Raw genomic sequence first — 22661 nt, 5'->3', positions numbered from 1 at the left:
CCCCGACGCGCCGCTCACCCCCCGCTCCTACGAGTAAGCGTGGCGCCTCACTCGTAGCTGAGCTCCGCGCTGCGGCCCCAGAAAGCGCGGTAAACGTACACCGTGTAGACGGCGATCATCGGCAGGGTGATCGCCGCCCCCACCAGCATGATCAGCAGCGACTCGGGCGCCGCGGCGGCCTGCCACAGCGTCATGCGGTCCATCACCAGGTAGGGGAACAGGCTGTAGGCCAGGCCCGCGAAGGCCAGCACGAACAGCAGCACCGCGGCGGCGAACGGCAGCCAGTCGCGTTTCGTTTCGCCCTTGCGCAGGCGGCGGATGGCGCCCTCGGCGGCGGCGAACACCAGCGCCGTGAGCACCGGCACCGGCAGCAGGAAGAACAGGTTCGGCAGCGAGAACCACTTCTCGAAGATGCGCGGGCTCACCCACGGCGTGGCCACCGACACCGCGGCGATGCCCAGTCCCGTCAGCCACAGGCTGGCGTAGGCCCAGCGCAGGGCCTTGGCGCGCAGTTCACCCTCGGCCTTGAGCACCAGCCAGCCGGCGCCCAGCAGCGCATAACCCGCCACCAGGCACAGGCCGATGGCCCCGGCGAACAGCGTGCCCACGGCGTCGTCGCGGAAGCCCAGTACGTAGCTGCCCAGCATGTAACCCTGCGAAAACGCCGCCAGCACCGAACCGGCCCAGAACGCGCCGTTCCACAGCGGCTTGTGCGCCGCGCGCGCCTTCACCCGGAAGTCGAAGGCCACGCCGCGCAGGATCAGGCCGATCAGCATGGCCGCCACCGGCAGGTAGAGCGCGCCCAGGATGACGCCGTGCGCCATCGGGAAGGCCACCAGCAGCAGGCCAACGCCCAGCACCAGCCAGGTTTCGTTGGCGTCCCAGAACGGGCCGATCGAGGCGATCATGCGGTCCTTGTCGGCGTCGCCGGCGCCGCGCAGCAGGATGCCCACGCCCAGGTCGTAGCCGTCGAGCACCACGTACAGCAGCATCGCCAGCGCCATCAGCGCGGTGAACACCAGCGGAAGGGTGGTTTCCATCTCAGGCCTCCTGCAGGCCGGCCACGGCCGGGCGGTGGTCGGGTTTGCCGCGGTGGCGGGCCAGGTAGAACAGCACCGAGACGTAGGCCGACAGCAGGCCGGCGTAGAGCAGCAGGTAGGCCGTGAGGCTGATGCCGATCACCGGCGCCGGCGTGGCCGAGATGGCGTCCACGGTGCGCAGCACGCCGGTCACCAGCCAGGGCTGGCGGCCGATTTCGGTCACGTACCAGCCGGCCAGCGTGGCCACCCAGCCCGCGAAGGTCATGGCCAGCAGCGCGCGCGCCTGCCAGGCCGAGGGTTCGCCGCCGCGGCGCAGGCGCCAGGCGGTCCACCACGAGACCAGCAGCATCAGCGTGCCCACGCCCACCATCACCCTGAAGCCCCAGAACACGGGCGCCACCGGCGGGTGCGCGCCGGGGAAGGAATCGAGGCCCTTGATCTCGCCGTCCGGGTCGTGGGTGAGGATCAGCGAAGCCAGCTTCGGAATGCCGATGGCGTAGTCGTTGCTGCGCGTCCCTTCGTTGGGGATCGCGAAGATCAGCGCCGGCGCGCCCTTCTCGTCCTGCCACACGCCCTCCATCGCGGCCACCTTGGCCGGCTGGTGTTCCAGCGTGTTCAGGCCGTGCAGGTCGCCCACGAAGATCTGCACCGGGATCAGCAGCGCCGCCACGAACACGCCGGCGCGCAGCGCGCCGCGTACGTCGCCGCCGCGGTCGCCGCGTTGCCAGCGGTAGGCCGACAGGCCCGCCACCAGGAAGGCCGCGGTCAGGCCCGAAGCCAGCAGCATGTGGAAGAAGCGGTAGGGGAAGGACGGATTGAAGATGACCGCGAGCCAGTCGGTGGCATGGGCCTGGCCATTGACCATCTCGAAGCCGGCCGGGGTCTGCATCCACGAGTTCAGCGCCAGGATCCAGAAGGCCGAGAACGTGGTGCCACCCGCCACCAGCACGGTGGCCAGGGTGTGCATGCGCTCGCCCACGCGCTTGCGGCCGAACAGCATGATGCCGAGGAAGCTGGCCTCCAGGAAAAACGCGGTCAGCACTTCGTAGGCCAGCAGCGGCCCGGCGATGTTGCCCACCGTTTCCATGAAGCCCGGCCAGTTGGTGCCGAACTGGAAGCTCATGGTGATGCCGCTCACCACGCCCATGGCGAAGGTGAGCGCGAACACCTTCACCCAGAAGTAGTAGGCGTCGAGCCAGTGCTGCGCGCCGGTGCGCAGGTAGCGCAGCTTGAAGAACAGCAGGAACCAGCCCAGCGCGATGGTGATGGCCGGGAACAGGATGTGGAAGCTGATGTTGGCCGCGAACTGGATGCGCGCCAGCAGGGCCGGGTCGAGGTCGCTCACGAAGCCTTCTCCTCGTTGGCGGGCGCGGCGCCGCGCATCTTGTCGGTGAACTGCAGCAGCGCTGTGGCCTTGGCGCCCAGCGACATCAGCTTCTCGAGCGTGGCGGGCGAAAGCTTGCGCACTTCGGCGAACCAGTCGGTGAGCTGCTCGATCAGGTCATGCATCTCGCGCATGCGGGCCTGGGCGTGGCGCTCCTCGAGGGACTCGGGGCTTTCGAGCAGGGCGTCGCGCAGCATCGACAGCGTCGGGTCCACTTCGCGGCGCTGCCGTTCTTCCGCCAGGGTCTTGAAGATGGCCCAGACGTCCTCGGGCGCCGAATAGAAGTCGCGGCGGTCCCCGGGCTGGTGGCTCAGGCGCACCAGGCGCCAGGACGACAGTTCCTTCAGGCCCATGCTCACGTTCGAGCGGCTGACCCCGAGCTTGTCGGTGATCTCGTCGGCCGTCAGCGGCTGGGCCGAGATGAACAGCAGGGCGTAGATCTGCCCCACCGTGCGGTTGATGCCCCAGCGGCTGCCCATTTCACCGAAATGCAGCACGAACGACTGGCTGAGCGGGGGGAGGTCCATGTGGCCATCCGAAGTTTCAGAAATTTCTGAAACATTAAATGACACAGGTCAAGCCAAAGCAAGGGCGGCGGTCCGGCGGTTCAGCCGGCCATCACGCCCTCCTGCCGGGGCTCAATTCGTGAAGCGGTAGCTGAACTTCACCAGCAGCTGTTCGGCGTCGCGCAGCGAGGTGGCGTCGCCGAGCAGCTCGGCCAGCGGCCGGCTGCCGTCCTCCACCGCCAGGCCGCCGCGGCCGTAGACCACGTACAGGTCCGACAGCGGCGCCACTTCGAAGCGGTAGCGCACCTGGAAGCCGAGGTTCTGCAGGGTGAAATCGGGCACCGGGTCGGTGCTGGCCACCGGCTCGCCGTCGGGCGCCACGCGCCAGGCCTGGCGCAGGCGGGCGTCGAGCGCGATGGCCTCGAACTTCACCCGCAGCTCCTGCCGCCGGCCCAGCTGCCACTGCAGGTTGGCGCCGATGCGGGCGGTGTCGGCGCGGAAGCTGCCGAGCTGGTTGCCGCCCCGCCAGAGCAGCCAGTCGGGCTGGTGCTGCAGGCCGAAGGCGCCCTGCAGCGCCAGGTTGTCGCCCAGGTGCAGGGTGGGTTCGAACTGCAGCTCCAGGCCCAGGCCGCGGGCGCCGTCCAGGCCTTCGGCGGCGGCGCGGGCGTAACCGTAGAGCGACCAGTCGCCGCGCTGCGGGCGCGAACGCTCCCAGAACAGGTAGAGCTTCTCCGGCACGCGCACCACGCCGTTGCCGCGGGTGATGCGGTCGTCGTGGCCGGGCGTGAAGCCGGCCAGGTCCCAGAACTCGCTGCCGCCATCGCGCAGTTCGGCGTATCGCTGCACGGCCGCGGCCTCGGCGATGGCCAGGCCGCCGTCGTTGCGGCGCACCGAGGCGGCCCAGCGTGTTTCATAGCTGGCGTAGCGGGAGCCTTCCGGTGGCGCATCCTCGCGGCGGGCCAGCTCGTAGCGCACGTAGTTGAAGTCGTTGCGGTCGACGTAGCCGATGTCATTGAGCTCGAGCCCGTCGCCCAGGTGCAGCAGGTACAGCTGCTGGCGCCAGCCATTGCCCAGGGCCTGGTCGATGCGGCTCTGGAATCCGAGGTCGTCGCGGCGCTCGCCGGCCTGCGTCACCGAGGAGGCCACGACCTGGGAACGGATCGTCCACGCGGCGTCCGGCGTCCACAGGTGGTCGGTGGAATACACCGTGGCCACGCGGTCGAGGAAGGGCCGGTCCACGCGCGTGAGCATGCCACCCAGGTCGTGCGCGCCGAAGTCGCGGGTGGCGCGCAGGGCGAGGAAATCGCGGCCGGCGTCGCCGTTTTCGGTGGCCGCGAGCAGGCCGTAGCGCACCTGGCCCAGGCTGCCGTTGAGCTTCACCGCGGCCGCCACGTCGCCGGCGCCGGAGCCGTCGTCGGCCGGCGCGCCGATGCGGCGGGTGTAGAGCAGGCGGCTGTTGCCGGCGCCGAAGGGCACGTCAAACAGGCCCTGGTTCTCGGTGAAGAAGGGGCGCTTGTCGCCGAAGAAACTTTCCACCGCGCCGAAGTTCACCACCAGGTCGTCGCTCTCCACCTGGCCGAAGTCGGGGTTGAGCGTGGCGGCGAGCTGGAACTGGCCGCTGGGCTTCCAGAACAGGTCGGCGCCGGCGTCCACGTCGGTATCGCCGGTGAGGCGGTCGTTCACCGCCACCACGTAGGGCGTCACGGCCAGCAGCGCCTGTTCGTAGTGCGGCACCTCGACGGGGGCGAAGTCGGACAGGAAACGCGGCCGCTGGTAGCTGGCCGCCGGCCAGGCGATGCGTTCGCCGGTGTGCGCCACCACCCGGTCGAGGTAGATGCCCAGCGTGCGCGTGCCGTTCTCCGGCTTGGCCATGGGCGCCACGTGCCAGGGCACCAGCACTTCCACGTACCAGGCCTCGTCGTCCTGGGAAGTGGCGTGGTGCCAGTGGCCGTCCCAGTCGTCGTTGAAATTGCGCTCGCTGGTGATCACCTCGTCGGCGATGCCGCCGGGCAGGCTCACCACGAAGTCGTAGCCGGTGCGGCCGTCGCCGTCGAAATCCACCATCACGTTGATGCGGTCGAGCTGGCCCATCTGGTCGCGGCGCGTGCGCTGCTGGCTGCGCGGCACGCCGGCCGGCTGCGCGTTGCGGAAGGCCACCGCCAGGCCGTTGGGCGTGGCCTTGATCCAGGCTTCGGTGCCCAGGCTGCCCGGCTCGCCGGTGAGCGGCTGCACCTGGGTGAATTCGGTGACGTGGCGGGCACCGACCCATTCGCCGGGCGAGAGCACGCCGTCGACGATGACCGCGGAGGCCAGCGACGGCAGCGCGGCGCAGGCCAGCGCGATCAGGGGGAGGACAGGCTTCATGCGGGCACCGTGGGCAGAGGGCCCGGGCATTCTGGGCGGGGGCCCCGGCGACGCCGAGGCCCATTGGTCATGCCGCGCGGGGCGGTTTCAGGCCTTCTTGCGGCCCTTCCTGGGCTGCAGCATGGTGCCGGTGCACCTGGGCGAACCGCAGCGGCAGGCCCAGAGCTTCTTGAGCTTCTCCGTGTGCGGCTCGGCCAGCACGATGCCGTAGTTGTAGGTCAGCTCCTCGCCGGCGGCGATGTCGCGCATGGCCTCGATGTAGATGCGGTCCTTGCGCTTCTTGCCGCTGTCGCTTTCCTCGAACACCGCCTCGCAGTTCGGGTCGCAGCTGTGGTTGATCCAGCGCGCCACGTTGCCGTCCACGTTGGCGTCGATCACGTACTTGTCGTTGAGCGTGAACAGGAAGGTGTGGCCGGTGTCCGGGTCGTCGGCGTAGACACGGTCGGCCTCGTCGTGGGTGCGCAGCAGGCCCTTGTAGCGCACCACGCGCTCGCCCTTGGCGAGGTCCGCGGTGGCGAAGACGCCGTTGCCGTGGATGGCGGAGCGGCGGGCTTCGATCTTCTTGGGCATGGGGCGTTCCGTGGCGCGAGGGGACGGCCATTGTCGCCAATCCGTGCGGCCCGTGCAGCCCCGGGCTTATGCTGTGCGCAAACAGGGGAGGCGCGCGATGGACCCGGCCAACAGTTGGAGCGAAGAGAAGCAGTCGGCCTGGCTGTACCGGTCGCTGGCCAAGGCCGAGCGCGACCCGCGCATCGCCGCGCTGTTCGGCTCGCTGGCCGACGCCGCCGACGAGCAGGCCCTCACCTGGGAAAAGAAGGCGGCCGAGGCCGGCCAGGCCCTGCCCCTGCCCTTCGAACCCACGCCGCGCGCCAAATTGGTGGCCGCGCTGGCGCGGCGCCTGGGCCCGCGGCGGGTGAAGCCCGCGCTGGCGGCGCTGAAGGTGCGCGGCCTGTCGGCCTACACCGCGGCCCTGGGCGGCCACCTGCTGCCCACCGACCTGGCCCAGGTGGGCCTCAGCCACCGCACCGTGGGCGGCGGCAACCTGCGCGCAGCCATCTTCGGCGTGAACGACGGCCTGGTTTCGAACGCCAGCCTGATCCTCGGCGTGGTGGGTGCCCAGGCCAGCACAGGCACCGTGCTGGCCACCGGCATCGCCGGCCTGCTGGCGGGCGCGCTGTCCATGGCCGCCGGCGAATACGTGTCGGTGCGCTCGCAGCGCGAACTGTTCGAATACCAGATCGGCCTCGAGGCTGACGAGCTCAAGCAATACCCCGAGGCCGAGGCCGAGGAACTCGCGCTCATCTACATCGCCCGCGGCATGCCGCCCGAACAGGCGCGCAGCTTCGCCCACCAGCTGGTGCAGGACCCGAAGCAGGCGCTCGACGTGCTGGCCCGCGAGGAACTGGGCCTCAACCCCGACGACCTGGGCTCGCCGATCGGCGCCGCGGTGTTCTCCTTCAGCGCCTTCACGGTGGGCGCGCTGGTGCCGCTGGTGCCCTTCTTCGCCGGCAGCGCGCTGCCGCAGGCGGCGTACTGGGGCACGGGCCTGGCCGCAGCCGGCCTGTTCGGCACCGGCGCGGCCATGAGCCTGTTCAGCGGCCGCAACCCCTGGCTGGGCGGCCTGCGCATGCTGGGCATCGGCGCCCTGGCCGGGGCCACGGTGTTCCTGATCGGCCACCTGATTGGCGTGGACGTGGGCTGAGACGGGCTTCACACCGCGTGGATTGAGCCCGGCGGGGGCAAAGCGTACAATTTCGGTCCTGATTAGTCCCGCCAGGCCGACGCCATGCTTCGCGTCACCAAGCTCACCGACTACGCCACCGTCATCCTGGTCGTCCTGGCCGAGGCGCCCGGGCGCGTGCATTCGTCGGCCGAACTGGCCGAACGGGCCCGGCTGGAGCCGCCCACCGTGGCCAAGGTGCTCAAGCCCCTGGCCCACGCCGGCCTGGTGGAAAGCTTCCGCGGCGCCACCGGTGGTTACCGCCTGGCCCGGCCCGCCCACGCCATCCCGCTGATCGCCATCGTCGAAGCCATGGAAGGCCCGCTGGGCATGACCGAGTGCTCCGGCGAACACTCCACCTGCGAACTCGAACCGCACTGCGGCGTGCAGACGCACTGGCGCCGCATCAACGACGTGATCGCCGAGGCGCTCGGCGGCATCACCCTGGCCGAGATGCTGCCGCCCGCCGCGGCGCGCAAGGCCATTCCCATGACGCTGGCCAACGCGCCGGCCGGAGGCTGACATGGCCACCCAGAACGAACAGATCCACCAGCAGCTCTCGCGCCGCTACGACGCGGGTTTCGTCACCGACATCGAGTCCGACACCTTCCCGCCTGGCCTGGACGAAAACGTCATCCGCGCGCTCTCGGCCCGCAAGGAAGAGCCGGAATGGATGACCGAATGGCGCCTGGCCGCCTACCGGCACTTCCTGACCATGACGCCGCCGGAGTGGGCCAAGCTCGAGATCGGCCCCATCGACCTGCAGGCGCTGAGCTACTTCAGCGCGCCCAAGGGCCCGAAGTACAAGTCGCTGGCGGAAGTGCCGCAGGAACTGCTCGACACCTACGACAAGCTCGGCGTGCCGCTGCACGAGCGCGCCAAGCTCGCCGGCGTGGCCGTGGACGCGGTGTTCGACTCGGTGTCCGTCGGCACCACCTTCCGCAAGGAGCTGGCCGAGAAGGGCGTGATCTTCTGCTCGATGTCGGAAGCCATCAAGGAGCACCCGGAGCTGGTGCGCCAGTACCTGGGCAGCGTGGTGCCAGTGGGCGACAACTACTTCGCGGCGCTCAACTCGGCGGTGTTCTCCGACGGCAGCTTCGTGTTCATCCCCAAGGGCGTTCGCTGCCCTATGGAGCTGAGCACCTACTTCCGCATCAACGCCGGCCACACCGGCCAGTTCGAGCGCACCCTGATCATCTGCGAGGAGAAGGGCCACGTGTCCTACCTCGAAGGCTGCACGGCGCCGCAGCGCGACGAGAACCAGCTGCACGCGGCGGTGGTGGAGCTGGTGGCGCTGGAAGACGCCGAGATCAAGTACTCCACGGTGCAGAACTGGTACCCGGGCGACGAGAACGGCGTGGGCGGCATCTACAACTTCGTGACCAAGCGCGGCGAGTGCCGCGGCGCGCGCTCGAAGATTTCCTGGACCCAGGTGGAAACCGGCTCGGCCATCACCTGGAAGTACCCGAGCTGCGTGCTGCGCGGCGACGATTCCGTGGGCGAGTTCTACTCGGTGGCGCTCACCCACCACCGCCAGCAGGCCGACACCGGCACCAAGATGATCCACCTGGGCCGCAACACCAAGTCCAAGATCATCTCCAAAGGCATCAGCGCCGGGCGCGGCCAGAACACCTACCGCGGCCTGGTGAAGGTGGAGAAGACCGCCGCCGGCGCCCGCAACTACACCCAGTGCGACAGCCTGCTGATCGGCAAGCAGTGCGGCGCGCACACCTTCCCCTACATCGAGGTCAAGCACCCGACGGCCACCGTCGAGCACGAGGCCACCACCTCGAAGATCAGCGACGACCAGCTCTTCTACTGCCGCAGCCGCGGCATCGGCGAAGAGGATGCGGTGTCGATGATCGTCGACGGCTTCTGCAAGCAGGTGTTCCGCGAACTGCCCATGGAGTTCGCGGTGGAAGCCAAGAAGCTGCTGGAAGTGTCGCTGGAAGGCGCCGTCGGCTGAGCCAACGCCCTCTCTCCTGCCCTCTCCCGCAAGCGGGAGAGGGGGAAAATGAATACTACGGATCCAAGACCATGTTGAAGATCGAAAACCTCCACGCCAGCGTCGCCGGCAAGGAAATCCTCAAGGGGCTCAGCCTCGAGGTGAAGCCGGGCCAGGTGCACGCCATCATGGGCCCCAACGGCGCCGGCAAGTCCACGCTCGGCAACATCCTGGCCGGGCGCGAGGGCTACGAGGTCACCGAAGGTTCGGTGCAGCTCGAGGGCATCGACCTGCTGGCGCTGGAGCCGGAGGAGCGCGCCGCCGCCGGCGTGTTCCTGGCCTTCCAGTACCCGGTGGAAATCCCGGGCGTGAACAACACCTACTTTCTGCGCGCCGCGCTCAACGCCCAGCGCAAGGCGCGCGGCGAGCCCGAGCTCGACTCCATGCAGTTCCTGAAGAAGGTGCGCGAGAAGCTGGCCGTGCTCAGCCTCAAGGACGAACTGCTGCACCGCGGCGTCAACGAGGGCTTCAGCGGCGGCGAGAAGAAGCGCAACGAGATCTTCCAGCTGGCCCTGCTCGAACCGAAGCTCGCCATCCTCGACGAAACCGACTCGGGCCTGGACATCGACGCGCTCAAGGCCGTGGCCGACGGCGTGAACCTGATGCGCTCGTCGGAGCGCGCCTTCCTGGTCATCACCCACTACCAGCGCCTGCTCGACTACATCAAGCCCGACGTGGTGCACGTGCTGGCCGACGGCCGCATCATCGAAACCGGCGGCCCGGAGCTGGCGCTCGAACTCGAGGCCCACGGCTACGCCTGGGTGAAGGACCGCATCGCGCCGGGCGCGCAGGCCACGCCGTGAGCGCCCTGCTCGACTCCCTGAAGCAGGGTTTCGAGGCCCTGCCGGCCGCGCTGGTGGACGCCCAGGGCCTGGGCGACGCCCGCCGCGCCGCGCTTGCCGCCGCGCTGGCCGACGGCCTGCCGGGCGCGCGCGTGGAAGCCTGGAAATACACCTCGCTGCGCGCGCTGTCGGCGCGCGGTTTCGCCGCCGCGGGCGCGCCGGCCGCGGTGGAGGCCGCCGCGCTGGCGCACATCCCCGCGCCGCGCCTGGTGTTCGTCAACGGCGTCTTCGACGCCGCCCTGTCCGACACCGACGGCCTGCCCCCGGGCGTGGAGTTCCGGCCGCTGTCGCAGGCGCTGGCGGGCGACGACCCGCGCGCGGTGAGCGTGCTGGGCCGCCGCTTCGAGCGCGCCGACGAAATCTTCGCGCGCCTGAACGCGGCGCTGGCCACCGAAGGCGCGCTGCTGCGCGTCGAGGCCGACACCGCCGTGGCCACGCCGCTGCACGTGGTGTTCGTGGGCACGACCGCGGGCACCGACCTGGCGCCGCACCTGCGCCACCTGGTCGAGCTGCGCAAGGGCGCCTCGCTGACGCTGGCGGAGCACTACCTGGGCCTGGGCGCGCACCGCCACCTGGCCAACCACGTGCTGCACGCGCACCTCGCCGGCAGCGCCCGCCTGGTGCACGCGCGCCTGCAGGACGAAGACGCCGGCGCCACCGTGTTCGCGCGCACCGACGCGGTGCTCGCCTCGCAGGCCACGTATCGCCGGGCCGACCTCGAGCTCGGTGCCGGCCTGTCACGCCATGAACTCAACGTGGCGCTGCAGGGCGACGGCGCCGCGGTGCATGCCGGCGGCGTGCTGCTGGCCGACGGCCGCCGCCAGCTCGACACCCGCCTGGGCATCATCCACCAGGCCCGCGACACCCGCTGCGAGCTGCCCTGGCGCGGCCTGGCCGACCAGCGCGGCCGCGCCGCCTTCCACGGCGGCATCGAGATCCGCGCCGGCGCCGACGGCAGCGAGGCCGAGCTGTCGAACAAGAACCTGCTGCTCTCCGACGCCGCCGAGATCGACACCCAGCCGGTGCTGGTCATCCACGCCGACGAAGTGAAAGCCGCGCACGGCGCCACCGTGGGCCGGCTGGACGAGACGGCGCTGTTCTACCTGCGCAGCCGCGGCATCCCGGGCGAACAGGCGCGCGGCCTGCTGGTGCAGGCCTTCCTGCGCGAGCCGCTGGCCATGTTGGAAGACGCCGCGCTGGCTGAAACGCTGGGCGCCGCCGTGGCCGCCCGCCTTGAACGCAAGGACGCCGCATGAGCCCCCGCCCCGACTGGCTGCGCATCCGCGCCGACTTCCCCGTGCTCACCCGCCAGGTGCACGGCAAGCCGCTGGTGTACCTGGATTCAGCCAACACCTCGCAGAAGCCGCAGCAGGTGATCAACGCGGTGGACGAGTTCTACCGCGAGCACAACGCCAACGTCTCGCGCGCCGTGCATGCGCTGGGCAGCGAGGCCACCGAGGCCTACGAGGGCGCGCGGGCGAAGCTGGCGGCATTCGTGAACGTGCCGCGCGACGAGCTCGTGCTCACCTCGGGCACCACCTTCGCCATCAACCTGGTGGCCTACAGCTGGGCGCTGCCGCGGCTGAAGGAAGGCGACGCGATCCTGCTCACGCGCATGGAGCACCACGCCAACATCGTGCCCTGGCAGCTGGTGGCGCAGCGCACCGGCGCGCACATCAAGGTGGTGGAGCTGACGCCCGAGGGCGCGCTCGACCTCGACGACCTGCGCGCCAAGCTCACCGCGGAGGTGAAGCTGCTGGCCTTCACGCACGTCTCGAACGTGCTGGGCACGGTGAACCCCGTGGCCGAGATCTGCCGCGAAGCGCGCAGGCGCGGCATCCCCACCCTGGTGGACGGCTCGCAGGCGCTGCCGCACCGCGCGGTGGACATCCCGATGCTGGGCTGCGACTTCTACGCCTTCACCGGCCACAAGATGCTGGGCCCCACCGGCACCGGCGCGCTCTGGGCGCGGCGCCAGCACCTGCGCGAGATGCCGCCCTTCCTGGGCGGCGGCGAGATGATCAAGGAGGTGCGCTTCGAGGGCACGGTGTTCAACGACCCGCCGCACAAGTTCGAGGCGGGCACGCCCAACATCGCCGGCGTGGTCGGCCTGGGCGCGGCCGTGGACTACCTGCAGGCCATCGGCATGGCCGAGGTGGAGGCGCGCGAACAGGCGCTGCTGGCGGTGGCCACCGAGCGCCTGTCGGCCATCCCCGGCCTGCGCGTCTTCGGCACGGCGCCGGGCAAGGCGGCGGTCATCAGCTTCCTGGTGGAAGGCGCGCATGCGCACGACCTGGCCACCCTGCTCGACCTCGAGGGCATCGCGGTGCGCTCCGGCCACCACTGCGCCCACCCGCTGATGGCGCACTTCGGCATCCCGGCCACCTGCCGCGCCTCGCTGGCCTTCTACAACACCCACGTCGAAGTCGAGCAGCTCGCCGCCGGCATCGAAAAAGTCCGGAAACTCCTCCAGTGAACCAGGTTGATTTTATCCAACCAGGTTCATTTTCCCGGTGCCCGCGTACCGGGTTGGATAAAATCAACCTGGTTCACTTGGTTCATCTATGAGTTGGGAATCCCACACTGAGGCGGGCACCGGCTGGCAGGCCCCGCTGGAGTTCCGCGCCGCGACGCCCGATGACGCGGACGCCATCGTGGCGCTGGTCGAGTCGGCCTACCGCGGGCATGCCAGCCGCGCCGGCTGGACCACCGAGGCCGACCTGCTCGACGGGCGCCGCACCAACGCCGACGACGTGCTGGCGAACATCCGTCGCCCGCGAAGCCAGGTGCTGCTCGCCTTCCGCGCCGGCGAGCTGGTGGCCTGCGCGCACGTGGCGGTCGAGGACGGCGCCGGCTACTTCGGCATGTTCTCGGTGCTGCCCACGCTCCAGCGCAGCGGGTTGGGCAAGGCCATGATGGCCGAGGCCGAGCGCATCGCCCGCGAGCACTACGGCATGGCGACCATGCGAATGACCGTGATCGACGTACGCGACGAGCTCATCGCCTGGTACGAGCGCCGCGGCTACCACCGCACCGGCGTCAAGAAGCCCTTCCCCTACGGCGACGAGCGCTTCGGCATCCCGCTGCGACCCGACCTGCGCTTCGAAGTACTGGAGAAGGCGCTGTGAGCGGCTGGGTGCGCGTCTGTGCCACGTCCGAGCTTCTGCCCGGCGAATCGAAGGTGGCCTGGGACGGCGACACGCCCATCCTGGTGGTGAACCTGGACGGCGACTTCTACGCCGTCGAGGACCAGTGCACGCACGAGGACTTCGAACTCAGCGCCGGCGCCATCAGCAACGGCCAGGTGGAGTGCACGCTGCACGGCGCCCGCTTCGACCTGCGCACGGGCGAGGCGCTGTGCGCCCCGGCCTACGCGCCGGTGGCGAAGTTCCCGGTGAAGGTGGAAGACGGCGCGGTCTGGACCCGCGACGACCGCTGAGCCGCGTTCAGGCCACCGCGCGGCGCGGGATGCGGTAATCGGCCGGGCCCAGCAGGTCGCTGCCGCAGTCCAGGTTCTCCAGCCACGACAGGAACTCGCCGATCGCCGCGCCGCGCATCGGCAGGCCGTGCTGCGGCACGATCCACTCGGGGTCGAGCTCGCGCACCATGGCCACCCACAGCCGCGCCACGCGGCGCGAAGCCATGTAGCGGCGGTGGAAGCCCAGCATCGTCTTCGAATGCGGGCCGAAGTTCTCCACGGGTTCGTAGGGTGCGCCCGAGGGCACCAGCGAGGAGCCCACGTCGCCCGAAAGCAGGATGCGGCTGGTCGGGTCGTAGAAGCTGAAATTGCCCACCGAATGCAGGAAATGCGCCGGCAGTGCCATCAGGTCGGTGCCGCCCATCGGGATCAGGCCGCCGTCGTCGTCGAGCAGCAGGTAACGGTCGGTGCCGGCGTTCTTCTGGTAGTGCGGCACCGAATGCGGCACGAAGCGGCCCCAGAGCTTGGAGCACACCACGGTGGCGCCGGTGTACATCAGCCAGCGGTCGACCGCGCCGATGATGTCCGGGTCCTGGTGCGAGGCCAGGATGTAGGTGAGGTCCTTGGGCTGCAGGTAGCGGCTGAGCGCCAGGGTGAGCGGCGTGTACAGCAGCGCGCCGCCCGGGTCGACCAGGGCCGACTGGTTGCCGTGCTGGACCAGGAACTGGTTGGCCTGCACGCCGTCGTCGCCGCGCACCAGGTCGTTGAACACCACCACGCGATGGTTGTCGCGCTCGAACAGCACCGTTGGCATGGGGCCTTTCCGCCTCGAATCCAGGGAAGGCGTGCAGGCTAAGGCCTCGCGGGCGCGACCGGCTTGACCGAACTCAAATCGCCGTCGTTGCAGCAGCGGGATGCAGCTTTGCCAGCAGCAGTTCGCCGCCGCCCTCGAGGATCAGGCGCGAGGGGCCGTCCGGGTCGGGCAGCAGCAGCACGCTGTCACCCTGCTCCAGCCGCAGCGGCCGGGCCAGGTCCTTGAACCAGGCCTGGCCGCGCAGCAGGTGCACCAGCCAGGTGACGCCCTGCTCGGCGAAGAACACCATCGGCCCCACCAGCGGCCGGTGCAGCAGCGTGGCGTCCACCGCGTCGCGGCGCCAGATCAGGTTGAAGTCGTGGGTGGGGCCGGACAGCAGCTCGGCGCGCAGCGGGCGCTCGCCGGCGAAGCGCAGGCGCTCGTGCGGCGGCAGCAGGGTGTGCGTCTCGCCGTCGTCGAAATGCAGGTGCATGCCCTCGCCCGCCAGCAGCACCAGCTCTCGGTCGCAGCCGGGAAAGGCGGAAAACGGCGCGTCCTGGTCGATCTCGGCGATCGAGGCGCGCCACTGCCAGTCGGCCGCGCCCTCGGGGTGGCGGTGGATTTCCCGGGTCCAGCCGCGCTCGTTGCGCCAGCGCTCGCGGCGGTATTCGTGCGCGGGCAGGTGCAGCAGGCGCATCAGGCCGCCTGCAGCGCCGCCAGGGCGCGGGTGGAGCTGGCCAGCGATTCGGCCCAGGAAAAACCGATGATCTCGCGGCCGGTGGCGGCGTCGCGGAAGACCTCGGCTTCGCCCTCGGGCAGCAGGTGGCGGTAGTCGACGGTGAGCTCCTCGCCCGCCGCCAGCTCGCGCGCGGCGAACACGAAGCCCAGGTGCCAGAGGCCATTGGGCTCGAAGCTGTGGTTGAGGTAACACTCGTCCGGCCAGTCGAGGCTGATGGTGTAGCGGTCCTCGAACCAGCGCACCGCCGCGGCCATCGCCGCCGACGGATCCGGCTGCGCGCGCACCTCGTCCCAGCCGAAGGTGGCGGGAATGGCGTCGGGCGCCACCACGATGCGGCCGCGCGCCACCGGCTCTTCCAGGTAGAGGCCCTGGCCGGCGCCGGGAATGCGCGAGGGGGCGATGCGGTAGCGCGGCAGGATCATGCCGCGCAGTCTAGCGCAGCGGCCTCAGGCCTCGCCGGGGAAGAGCCAGGCGGTGTTCCAGTAGGCGTAGTCGCCCAGCCGCGCCACCAGCCCGGCGCGCAGGGGCAGGCCCACCAGGTGCCGCGCCGCCGCCATGGCGTCTTCGTCGTGGCCGAGCACGCGGTCGTTGAAGCCGCGCCCCCAGAGCCAGCCGTTCACCCGGTGGTGGCCCTGCACCGCGCGCGAGGTGAGCGCCTTGAAGCGCCCCACCAGCGTGGACAGGCTGTCGCGCTCGCCCAGCGTCACCAGGCCCTGCCAGTGGTCGGGCATGAGCACCCAGGCCAGCACGGCGCTGTCGCGCCAGGGCCACTGCGCGGTATGCACGCGGCAGACCGCGCGCGCCGCCTCGTCGTCCAGGAACACCGGCCGCCGGTACAAGGTGGCGACCGTGAGCAGGTAGGTGCTTCCAGGCACCGAGCGCCGCTCCAGCCGGACGCTGCGCAGGCCGCGGTCGGGGCGGTCGTGTACCGGCATCGGCGGGGGCATGGACGCTCCTTGGGAAAAAAGGGCCCGGCCGGGGCCGGGCCAAGGGGGATTCACGCGATGCCGCTCACTCGCCGCCGGCGGGTTCAGCGGCGGGCGCGGGGGCCGCGGCCGGCGCACGCGCCTTGGCGGCACCGGCACCCACGCTGATGCGCTCGCGGTTGAGTTCGACCAGGGCGAGGCCGATGCCCTTCACCTCGGCCAGTTCGTCGGCGCTGCGGAAGGCGCCGTGCTGCTTGCGGTGGGCGACGATGGCCTCGGCCTTGGCCGGGCCGACGCCGTCGAGCACGCGGTCGAGGGTGGCCGCGTCGGCCTGGTTGATGTCCACCTTCTCGGCGGCGAAGGCGCCGCCAGCCAGGAAGGCCGACAGCAGCAGCGAGGTGATCAGGGTCGTGGTCTTGGTCATGGCGGGATCCTTGGTTGGCGTGGCGCCGGGCCGGTTGGCGACGGCGCCGCCAGTCTCGCCAGCCGCCGGCACCGGCCCCATCGCCGTTCCACCCGCCGTGGCGCCGGAGCTCGCCCGGCGGCGGCGTGGTCCGCTTCCTACCCCGGGGCGGGGCCGGCGCGGGAAAGGGGGTAAAATCCTCGTCCTGACTCACGAAGGACCCGCCATGGATACCGCCAAGACCGACCGCTTCGTCGCCGACGCCTGGGACGGCGACATCGTCCCGCAGCTCGTCGAGTACATCCGCATCCCGAACAAGTCGCCGATGTTCGACGCGCAGTGGCGCGAGCATGGCTACATGGCCGACGCGGTGAAGCTGATGGCGGGCTGGGCGAAGGCGCAGCCCATCAAGGGCATGTCCGTCGAAGTGGTCGAGCTCGAAGGCCGCACGCCGCTGATCTACATCGAGATCCCCGGCCAGGGCGACGACTGCGTGCTGCTCTACGGCCACCTAGACAAGCAGCCGGAAATGACCGGCTGGGCCGAAGACCTCGGCCCCTGGAAGCCGGTGATCAAGGACGACAAGCTCTACGGCCGCGGCGGCGCCGACGACGGCTACGCCATGTACGGCTCGCTCACCGCGATCCGCGCGCTGCAGGAGCAGGGCCTGCCGCACAGCCGCTGCGTCATCCTGATCGAAGCCTGCGAGGAATCGGGCAGCTACGACCTGCCCTACTACGTCGACCACCTGGCCGAACGCATCGGCAAGCCCTCGCTGGTGGTGTGCCTGGACTCGGGCTGCGCCAACTACGACCAGCTCTGGTGCACCACCTCGCTGCGCGGCCTGGCCGGCGGCAACCTCAAGGTCAGCGTGCTCAGCGAAGGCGTGCACAGCGGCGACGCCAGCGGCGTGGTGCCCTCGAGCTTCCGCATCCTGCGCCAGCTGCTCTCGCGCCTCGAGAACGAGGCCACCGGCAAGATCCTGGTCGAAGAGCTCTACGTCGACATCCCCGAACAGCGCCTCGCCCAGGCCAACCGCGCCGCCGAAGTGCTGGGCAGCGAGATCTGGGACAAGTTCCCGTTCCTGCCGGGCATGACGCCGATGAACCCCGACCTCACCGAGCTGGTGCTCAACCGCACCTGGCGCCCGGCGCTGTCGATCACCGGCGTGGACGGCATGCCGCCGCTGTCGAGCGCCGGCAACGTGCTGCGCCCGCACACCGCGGTGAAGCTCAGCCTGCGCCTGCCGCCGACCCTGGAGCCGAAGAAGGCCGGCGAAGTGCTCAAGCGCGTGCTCGAGGCCAACCCGCCCAATGGCTGCAAGGTGGAAGTGGAGCTCGAGAAGGCTTCCACCGGCTGGAACGCGCCCGCGCTGGCGCCCTGGCTGGAGCATGCCATCGACCACGCCAGCCGCGAGTTCTTCGGCGCGCCGGCCATGTACATGGGCGAAGGCGGCACCATCCCGTTCATGGGCATGCTGGGCGAGAAGTTCCCCGGCGCGCAGTTCATGATCACCGGCGTGCTGGGCCCGCACTCGAACGCGCACGGCCCCAACGAGTTCCTGCACATCCCCACCGGCAAGCGCGTCACCTCGGCCGTGGCCAAGGTGATCGCCGAGCACTACCAGGCCAGCGAAAAGGGCCTGACCCGCGGCGTGGCGGCGCAGGCCGGCCACGCCCAGTTCGGCGACCACGGCTGCTGCTGAACCCCGCGCCATGTCCCTGCCCGCCGACCCGAACGAGGCCCGGCTTGCCGCCCTGGCGGCCGAGGCCGACCGCCTGGCCCGCCACGGCCAGGCCAACGCGGCGGCGCGGCTGTGGGACCAGGTGCTGGCCAAGGCGCCGGGCCACCCCGGTGCGCTGAACTTCCACGGCGCGGCGGCGCTGGCGCGCGGCGACGTGGCCGAAGCCCGCCGCCTGCTCTCGCAGGCCGTGCGCGGACAGCCGCCCATGGCCATCGCCCACGCCAACTTCGCCCGCGTGCTGCAGGCCGAAGGCGACATGCCGGGCGCGCTGGCCGAACTCGACCGCGCGCTGCGGCTCGAGCCCGGCGCCTACGCCGCGCACCTGGAAAAAGCCAAGATCTACGGCCAGCTCGGCCGCGAACGCGACCAGGCCCTGGCCTACGAAAGCGCCCTGCACCTGGCCCCGCCGCAGGTGCTGCAGCTGCCGGAGCTGGCGCCGGTGTTCGAGCGCGCGCAGGCTGCCGTGCAGCGCAACAAGCGCGAGCTCGGCGCCTTCCTCGACGCCCGCCTCGACCCGCTGCGCAGCGGCCTGGGCAGCCGCTCGCTGGCGCGCTTCGAGGAAAGCCTGGACGTCTCGCTGGGCCGCAAGCCCGTGTACCTGTCGCGGCCGGCCATGTTCCGCATCACCGGCCTGCCCTCGATCGCCTTCTTCGAGCGCGAGGACTTCGCCTGGGCGCCGGCGGCCGAGGCCTGCACGGCCGCCATCCGCGCCGAGCTCGAACAGGTGCTGGCCGGCGACCAGGCCGGCTTCGTGCCCTACGTGCAGACCCGCCCCGACGAACCCGTGGGCCAGTTCGCGCCGCTCGACCGCAACCCGGACTGGAGCGCCTATTTCCTCTGGCACCACGGCCGGCGCGTCGAGGACCACATCGCCCGCTGCCCGGCCACCATGGCCATGCTCGAGGGCGTGCCGCAGGTGGAAGTGGCGCAGCGCGCGCCGGCCGCGTTCTTCTCGGCGCTCAAGCCGCGCACGCGAATCCCGCCGCACAACGGCGCCACCAACTGCCGGCTCACCGTGCACCTGCCGCTGGTGATCCCGCCCGACTGCGGCATCCGCGTGGGCAACCACGTGCGCACCTGGACCCCGGGCGAACTGCTGCTGTTCGACGACACGGTCGAGCACGCCGCCTGGAACGACAGCGACCACCTGCGCGTGGTGCTCATCTTCGACGTCTGGCACCCCATGCTCACCGCCACCGAACGGCAGCTGGTGAAGGAGTCGCTCGAGGGCATCATGGCCTTCTACGGCCAGGACGCCCCGCTCGGCGAACTCTAGCCCCCGGCCGGGGGCTGCGAATGCCACCAGCCGGTGATCGCCAGCCGCGGCTCGAGCGCGAACGGCGCCACGGCGCCCACGAAGTGTTTCGCCGGCACCTTGAACAGGCTCAGTGAATTGAAGCGCGGCAGGAAGGCGTCGAGGTGGCCGCCGTCCTCGTCCACGAAGTGCAGCAGGCCGCCCCAGTCCACTTCCCAGCGGCGCGAGAGGTTGAGCACGTAGGCGTAGCGGCGCGCTTCGTCGTGGTGGCCGTCGTCGTGCACGCGCAGGAACTGCCCGGGCAGGTAACGCGTGGCCTGCGCGCCCACGGCCTTGAGCTCGGGGTCGCCGGTGAGTTCACGGATGAACTGCAGGTAGGGTTCGCTGTTGAAGAAGGGCAGCACCACGTGCAGCAGCAGGCCCGGGTCGCGGCCTTCCCTGAGCGCGTCCACCAGCAGGTAGCGGTCGTACACGAAGTGGAAACCCTGCGCCGCGCGGCGGTAGGCCTCGGGCATGCGCTGGCGCGCCACCTCGGGCGTGAAGGCCGGGCTGTCGGGCAGGCCGCGCTCGGCGGTGGACCAGGGCACTTCGCGGCGAAGGCAGTCGGCCAGCCTTTCGGCGGCGTCGGCCTGAAGGAAGCCGGGGATCTGGACGCGGCCAACCTCGGCCAGGCGCTTGCGGTAGCGGGTGATGTCGAGGTCGTTGCTGATCATGGGCGGCGCGGCGGCGGGGTTGCCTGCATTCTAAGCCGCCCGGCGGCGGGTGCGCCGGCAGCGGCGGTTAGACTGTGCGCAGGTTTCCCGCGAATGCAGCCATGGCCCCGCCCGTCCCGCCCACCGCCGCCGAACACAAGCGCCTGGCCCAGGCCGCGCTGCAGGCCGGGCATGGCGCCGCGGCGCTGGAACACATGCGCCAGGCCTGCGCGCTGGAACCCGGCTCGGCCCCGCTGCGCTGCGAATACGGCTGCCTGCTGGCGGCCTCGGGCCGCAACGCCGAAGCGCTGGCGGCCTTCAACGACAGCGTCGCGCTGCAGCCCGACCTGGCCGAGGGTTGGCACTTCCTCGGCCTCACCCAGCTTCGCCTGGGCCGCGCGGTCGAGGCGCTGGCGCCGCTGAGGCGGGCCCGCGCGCTGGCACCCGGGCACCTGCGCACGCTGGAGCTGCTCGCGCAGGCCGAGTTCGACGCGGGCGACCCGGCCGACGCATTGCCGCTGTGGCGCGAACTGCACGCGCTTCGCCCCGGCGACGAGGCGGTGCTGCTGAAACTGGGCGAAACCCTGAGCCGGCTCGATGATACCGAGGCCGCCTGCACGCTCTATCGCGATGCGCTCGCGCATTCGCCGGGGTCCGCCGGCCTGTGGATGGCGCTGGCCCAGGCCGAGGAAATCGCCGGTCGCCGCGACCAGGCCGAAGCCGCCTACGACCGCGCGCTGGCACTGCGCCCCGGCTGGGCCTTCCCGCTTTCGGGCGTGCTGGGCTTGCGCCGGGGCCAGGCCAGCGAGGCGCGCGTGGCCGAAGCCCGGGCCCTGCTCGCCGGCGGCCAGTTGCCCGACGCCGACCAGGCCATGCTGGGCTACGAACTGGGCAAGGTCTTCGACGGCCGCGGCGAACACGCCGCCGCACTCGCCGCCTGGGACGCCGCCAACGCCGCCCGCCGCCGTGAAGCCGGCGAGCCCGACGTGGCCTCGCTCGAACGCCGCGTCGAAGCCACGATGGCCGTGTTCGACCGCGCCCTGCTCGCGCGCGCCGCCGAACTGGGCGACCCGGATGAACGCCCGGTGTTCGTCGTCGGCATGCCACGCAGCGGCACCACCCTGCTGGAGCAGATCATCGGCGCGCACCCGCTGGCCTTCGGCGCCGGCGAACTGCCCGACGTGGCGCTGATCGCCCGCGGCCTGCCGGCGCGCCGCGGCAATGCCGGCCAGTGGCCGCACATCCTCGAGGACTTCGCGCCGGAATGGGTGGCGCCGTCGGCGCGCCGCTACCTGGCCGCCGCCAGCCGGCAGGCGCCGCCGGGCACGCGGCGCATCGTCGACAAGTACCCGATGAACTACTACCTGCTCGGCTTCATCGGCCTGATGTTCCCGAACGCGCGTTTCATCTGGTGCCGGCGCGACCCGCGCGACATCGCGGTGTCGATCTACGGCGAGAACTTCGCGCTGGCCGAGCACCTGGCCACCTCGATGGCCGGCATCGGCCACCTGGTGCGGCTGCAGGAACGGCTGATGCGCCACTGGCAGGCGGTGCTGTCCCAGCCCATCCTGGAATTCCGCTACGAAACCCTGGCCCGCGAACCCGAGGCCCAGGCGCGCCGCGCGCTCGAATTCTGCGGCCTCGACTGGGACCCGGCCTGCCTGGATTTCCACCAGGGCGAACGCAGCGTGCAGACGCCGAGCCGCTGGCAGGTACGCCAGCCGGTGCATACGCGTTCCATCGGCCGTTGGCGCCACTACGCCGCGGCCATGCCGCCGCTGCTGCAGGCCCTGGGTTACGACCCTGACGCGGCCTGAGCCCGCGGCTCAGCCGGCGCGCAGCTCCAGGCCCCAGCCCAGCAGGCCCTCGGCCTGGCTCAGGGGTTCGCAGCGCACGTCGGCGCCGGGCCGTGCATTGCGGATGGTCGCCACCAGCGCCTGCGCCTGCACCTCGTCGAGCGCGTGCGACACCAGCTCGGCGGTGCGCAGCCCCGCGGCCAGCATGCCGTCCCGGTAGCGGCCCAGCGCATCGAGCGCCAGCGCGGGGTCGGTGCCGACCGACGCCAGCAGTTGGTTCGTCCAGTCGCGCGTTTCCACCAGCAGGTCGGGCGCAGGCGCGGCGGCGATGCGCGCCAGCAGGCGTTCGATGGCCGCGTTGTAGCCGGCACGCGCGGCGCGGGCTTCCGGGAACTGCCCCGGGTCCACGCCGCGCCTGGCCTGGGCGAACCACGGAATCACCGCCGCCGCGCAATCGAGCAGACCATGGGCCGCCAGCAGGTGGTCCTGGTGCGCGAGTTCGGCGCGCCCCACCTGCACCAGCACCGAACCGGCGTGGTGCATCACCAGCGCAAGGGTGCCACCGGGCTTGAGCACGCGCAGGGCTTCGGCCAGCGCTTCGTCGCGACGCGCGTATTCGAAGCCGTACTGGCTGGTGACGAGGTCGAAGCTGGCGTCGTCGAAGGGCAAGGCTTCCATCGCCACGCCGGCATGGAAACGGATGCCCGCGTGTTGGTCGGGGCGGTGCCAGGTGGGCGCCAGCTGCGCCAGGTCCACGGCATCCACCGTGAGCAGCCCGCCCTGCCCCCGCTGCTCCCAGAGCATCAGTGGGATGGCGCCATTGCCGGTGGCCAGGTCGAGCGCCCGCACGGGCGTGGCAGGCAGGCGGGAAAACACATTTCGCCAGAAGCCGCCGATGGCGCCGCCGTAGTTGCCGCCGAAGCTGCCGACGCAGGAATGCAGGCCGCCCGTGGCCCAGTAGGCGGACCAGGCGGCGCGGCGCGCGGATTCGTCGGGAAGGCTCATTCCGCCATTGTCCCGACCGAACCCGCAAA

Annotated in this window: 23 protein-coding genes; 11 read left to right on the top strand and 12 right to left on the bottom strand. The window is 71.0% G+C overall.

Translation table 11 applies throughout. From position 1 onward, the window contains the following. Window positions 1-47: 47 nt before the first annotated feature. From ACE3Q2_RS03480 to ACE3Q2_RS03460, 5 genes are all read right to left on the bottom strand, one after another. Window positions 48-1040 (bottom strand): cytochrome d ubiquinol oxidase subunit II, encoded by a 993-nt coding sequence (locus tag ACE3Q2_RS03480; RefSeq protein WP_374472794.1) that lies wholly within the window; start codon window positions 1038-1040, stop codon window positions 48-50. A gap of 1 nt (window position 1041) precedes the next feature. Next, window positions 1042-2385 (bottom strand): cytochrome ubiquinol oxidase subunit I, encoded by a 1344-nt coding sequence (locus tag ACE3Q2_RS03475; RefSeq protein ID WP_374472792.1) that lies wholly within the window; start codon window positions 2383-2385, stop codon window positions 1042-1044. Further along, window positions 2382-2951, bottom strand: a complete 570-nt coding sequence (locus tag ACE3Q2_RS03470) for a GbsR/MarR family transcriptional regulator (protein WP_374472790.1) — start codon at window positions 2949-2951, stop codon at window positions 2382-2384. The genes ACE3Q2_RS03475 and ACE3Q2_RS03470 overlap by 4 nt, the downstream gene beginning before the upstream one ends. 111 nt (window positions 2952-3062) lie before the next feature. Continuing rightward, window positions 3063-5294: a DUF5916 domain-containing protein gene (locus ACE3Q2_RS03465; protein ID WP_374472788.1), complete on the bottom strand. Its 2232-nt coding sequence runs from the start codon at window positions 5292-5294 to the stop codon at window positions 3063-3065. A gap of 87 nt (window positions 5295-5381) precedes the next feature. Further along, window positions 5382-5864 carry an SET domain-containing protein gene (locus ACE3Q2_RS03460; RefSeq protein ID WP_231696674.1) on the bottom strand — a complete coding sequence of 161 codons (483 nt, stop codon included), beginning with the start codon at window positions 5862-5864 and terminating at the stop codon, window positions 5382-5384. Between the two features lie 97 nt (window positions 5865-5961). On the opposite strand from ACE3Q2_RS03460, the gene ACE3Q2_RS03455 reads away from it, so the two are divergent. The 8 genes from ACE3Q2_RS03455 (at window position 5962) to ACE3Q2_RS03420 (ending at window position 13300) form a co-directional block, all read left to right on the top strand. After that, entirely contained in the window at window positions 5962-6996 is a 1035-nt protein-coding gene (locus tag ACE3Q2_RS03455) for a VIT1/CCC1 transporter family protein (RefSeq protein ID WP_231696675.1), read from the top strand. 84 nt (window positions 6997-7080) lie between these two features. Further along, a complete protein-coding gene (locus ACE3Q2_RS03450; protein ID WP_231696676.1) occupies window positions 7081-7536 on the top strand; it encodes an SUF system Fe-S cluster assembly regulator in 456 nt (151 codons plus the stop codon). A gap of 1 nt (window position 7537) precedes the next feature. Beyond that, a complete protein-coding gene (gene sufB, locus ACE3Q2_RS03445; RefSeq protein ID WP_231696677.1) occupies window positions 7538-8980 on the top strand; it encodes a Fe-S cluster assembly protein SufB in 1443 nt (480 codons plus the stop codon). Window positions 8981-9051: 71 nt separating this feature from the next. Beyond that, window positions 9052-9822 (top strand): Fe-S cluster assembly ATPase SufC, encoded by a 771-nt coding sequence (gene sufC / locus ACE3Q2_RS03440; RefSeq protein ID WP_231696678.1) that lies wholly within the window; start codon window positions 9052-9054, stop codon window positions 9820-9822. Beyond that, window positions 9819-11117, top strand: a complete 1299-nt coding sequence (sufD, locus tag ACE3Q2_RS03435) for a Fe-S cluster assembly protein SufD (RefSeq protein WP_231696679.1) — start codon at window positions 9819-9821, stop codon at window positions 11115-11117. Before sufC ends, sufD begins: the two co-directional genes overlap by 4 nt. Next, window positions 11114-12337: a cysteine desulfurase gene (locus ACE3Q2_RS03430; RefSeq protein WP_231696680.1), complete on the top strand. Its 1224-nt coding sequence runs from the start codon at window positions 11114-11116 to the stop codon at window positions 12335-12337. The genes sufD and ACE3Q2_RS03430 overlap by 4 nt, the downstream gene beginning before the upstream one ends. An 88-nt stretch (window positions 12338-12425) precedes the next feature. Further along, a complete protein-coding gene (locus ACE3Q2_RS03425) occupies window positions 12426-12989 on the top strand; it encodes an N-acetyltransferase (RefSeq protein ID WP_231696681.1) in 564 nt (187 codons plus the stop codon). Then, on the top strand, window positions 12986-13300 hold the full coding sequence (locus tag ACE3Q2_RS03420) for a non-heme iron oxygenase ferredoxin subunit (RefSeq protein ID WP_231696682.1): 315 nt from the start codon (window positions 12986-12988) through the stop codon (window positions 13298-13300). The genes ACE3Q2_RS03425 and ACE3Q2_RS03420 overlap by 4 nt, the downstream gene beginning before the upstream one ends. A gap of 7 nt (window positions 13301-13307) precedes the next feature. On the opposite strand, the gene ACE3Q2_RS03415 is transcribed toward ACE3Q2_RS03420, so the two are convergent. The 5 genes from ACE3Q2_RS03415 to ACE3Q2_RS03395 form a co-directional block, all read right to left on the bottom strand. After that, complete coding sequence (locus ACE3Q2_RS03415) at window positions 13308-14093, bottom strand: MBL fold metallo-hydrolase (RefSeq protein WP_231696683.1); 786 nt, start codon at window positions 14091-14093, stop codon at window positions 13308-13310. 73 nt (window positions 14094-14166) lie between these two features. Then, complete coding sequence (locus ACE3Q2_RS03410) at window positions 14167-14769, bottom strand: HutD family protein (protein ID WP_374472782.1); 603 nt, start codon at window positions 14767-14769, stop codon at window positions 14167-14169. Beyond that, the gene (locus tag ACE3Q2_RS03405; RefSeq protein WP_231696685.1) at window positions 14769-15233 is read right to left on the bottom strand and encodes an SET domain-containing protein-lysine N-methyltransferase; all 465 of its coding nucleotides are present in this window, start codon (window positions 15231-15233) and stop codon (window positions 14769-14771) included. The genes ACE3Q2_RS03410 and ACE3Q2_RS03405 overlap by 1 nt, the downstream gene beginning before the upstream one ends. Window positions 15234-15257: 24 nt before the next feature. After that, window positions 15258-15758, bottom strand: coding sequence for a transposase (locus tag ACE3Q2_RS03400; protein WP_231696686.1), 501 nt, complete (start codon window positions 15756-15758; stop codon window positions 15258-15260). A 64-nt stretch (window positions 15759-15822) separates the two neighbouring features. Continuing rightward, the gene (locus ACE3Q2_RS03395) at window positions 15823-16161 is read right to left on the bottom strand and encodes a helix-hairpin-helix domain-containing protein (RefSeq protein WP_231696687.1); all 339 of its coding nucleotides are present in this window, start codon (window positions 16159-16161) and stop codon (window positions 15823-15825) included. Between the two features lie 205 nt (window positions 16162-16366). On the opposite strand from ACE3Q2_RS03395, the gene ACE3Q2_RS03390 reads away from it, so the two are divergent. Both ACE3Q2_RS03390 and ACE3Q2_RS03385 read left to right on the top strand, forming a co-directional pair. Continuing rightward, on the top strand, window positions 16367-17845 hold the full coding sequence (locus ACE3Q2_RS03390) for a M20 family metallopeptidase (protein ID WP_374472779.1): 1479 nt from the start codon (window positions 16367-16369) through the stop codon (window positions 17843-17845). A gap of 10 nt (window positions 17846-17855) precedes the next feature. After that, complete coding sequence (locus ACE3Q2_RS03385) at window positions 17856-19160, top strand: aspartyl/asparaginyl beta-hydroxylase domain-containing protein (protein ID WP_374472776.1); 1305 nt, start codon at window positions 17856-17858, stop codon at window positions 19158-19160. Here ACE3Q2_RS03385 and ACE3Q2_RS03380 read toward each other — a convergent pair. Further along, on the bottom strand, window positions 19157-19852 hold the full coding sequence (locus tag ACE3Q2_RS03380) for a 2OG-Fe(II) oxygenase family protein (RefSeq protein WP_374472774.1): 696 nt from the start codon (window positions 19850-19852) through the stop codon (window positions 19157-19159). The genes ACE3Q2_RS03385 and ACE3Q2_RS03380 overlap by 4 nt on opposite strands. A 101-nt stretch (window positions 19853-19953) precedes the next feature. Between ACE3Q2_RS03380 and ACE3Q2_RS03375 the strand changes: the two genes are divergently transcribed. Further along, window positions 19954-21648 (top strand): sulfotransferase, encoded by a 1695-nt coding sequence (locus tag ACE3Q2_RS03375; RefSeq protein ID WP_374472772.1) that lies wholly within the window; start codon window positions 19954-19956, stop codon window positions 21646-21648. Between the two features lie 9 nt (window positions 21649-21657). Here the strand turns inward: ACE3Q2_RS03375 and ACE3Q2_RS03370 are convergent, their stop codons facing one another. Continuing rightward, window positions 21658-22632, bottom strand: a complete 975-nt coding sequence (locus ACE3Q2_RS03370) for a class I SAM-dependent methyltransferase (RefSeq protein ID WP_374472770.1) — start codon at window positions 22630-22632, stop codon at window positions 21658-21660. Window positions 22633-22661 lie beyond the last annotated feature (29 nt).

Origin of the sequence: Arenimonas sp. (assembly GCF_041913985.1) — a bacterium.
Classification (GTDB): domain Bacteria; phylum Pseudomonadota; class Gammaproteobacteria; order Xanthomonadales; family Xanthomonadaceae; genus Arenimonas.
This window is presented reverse-complemented; position numbering and strand designations above follow the sequence as displayed.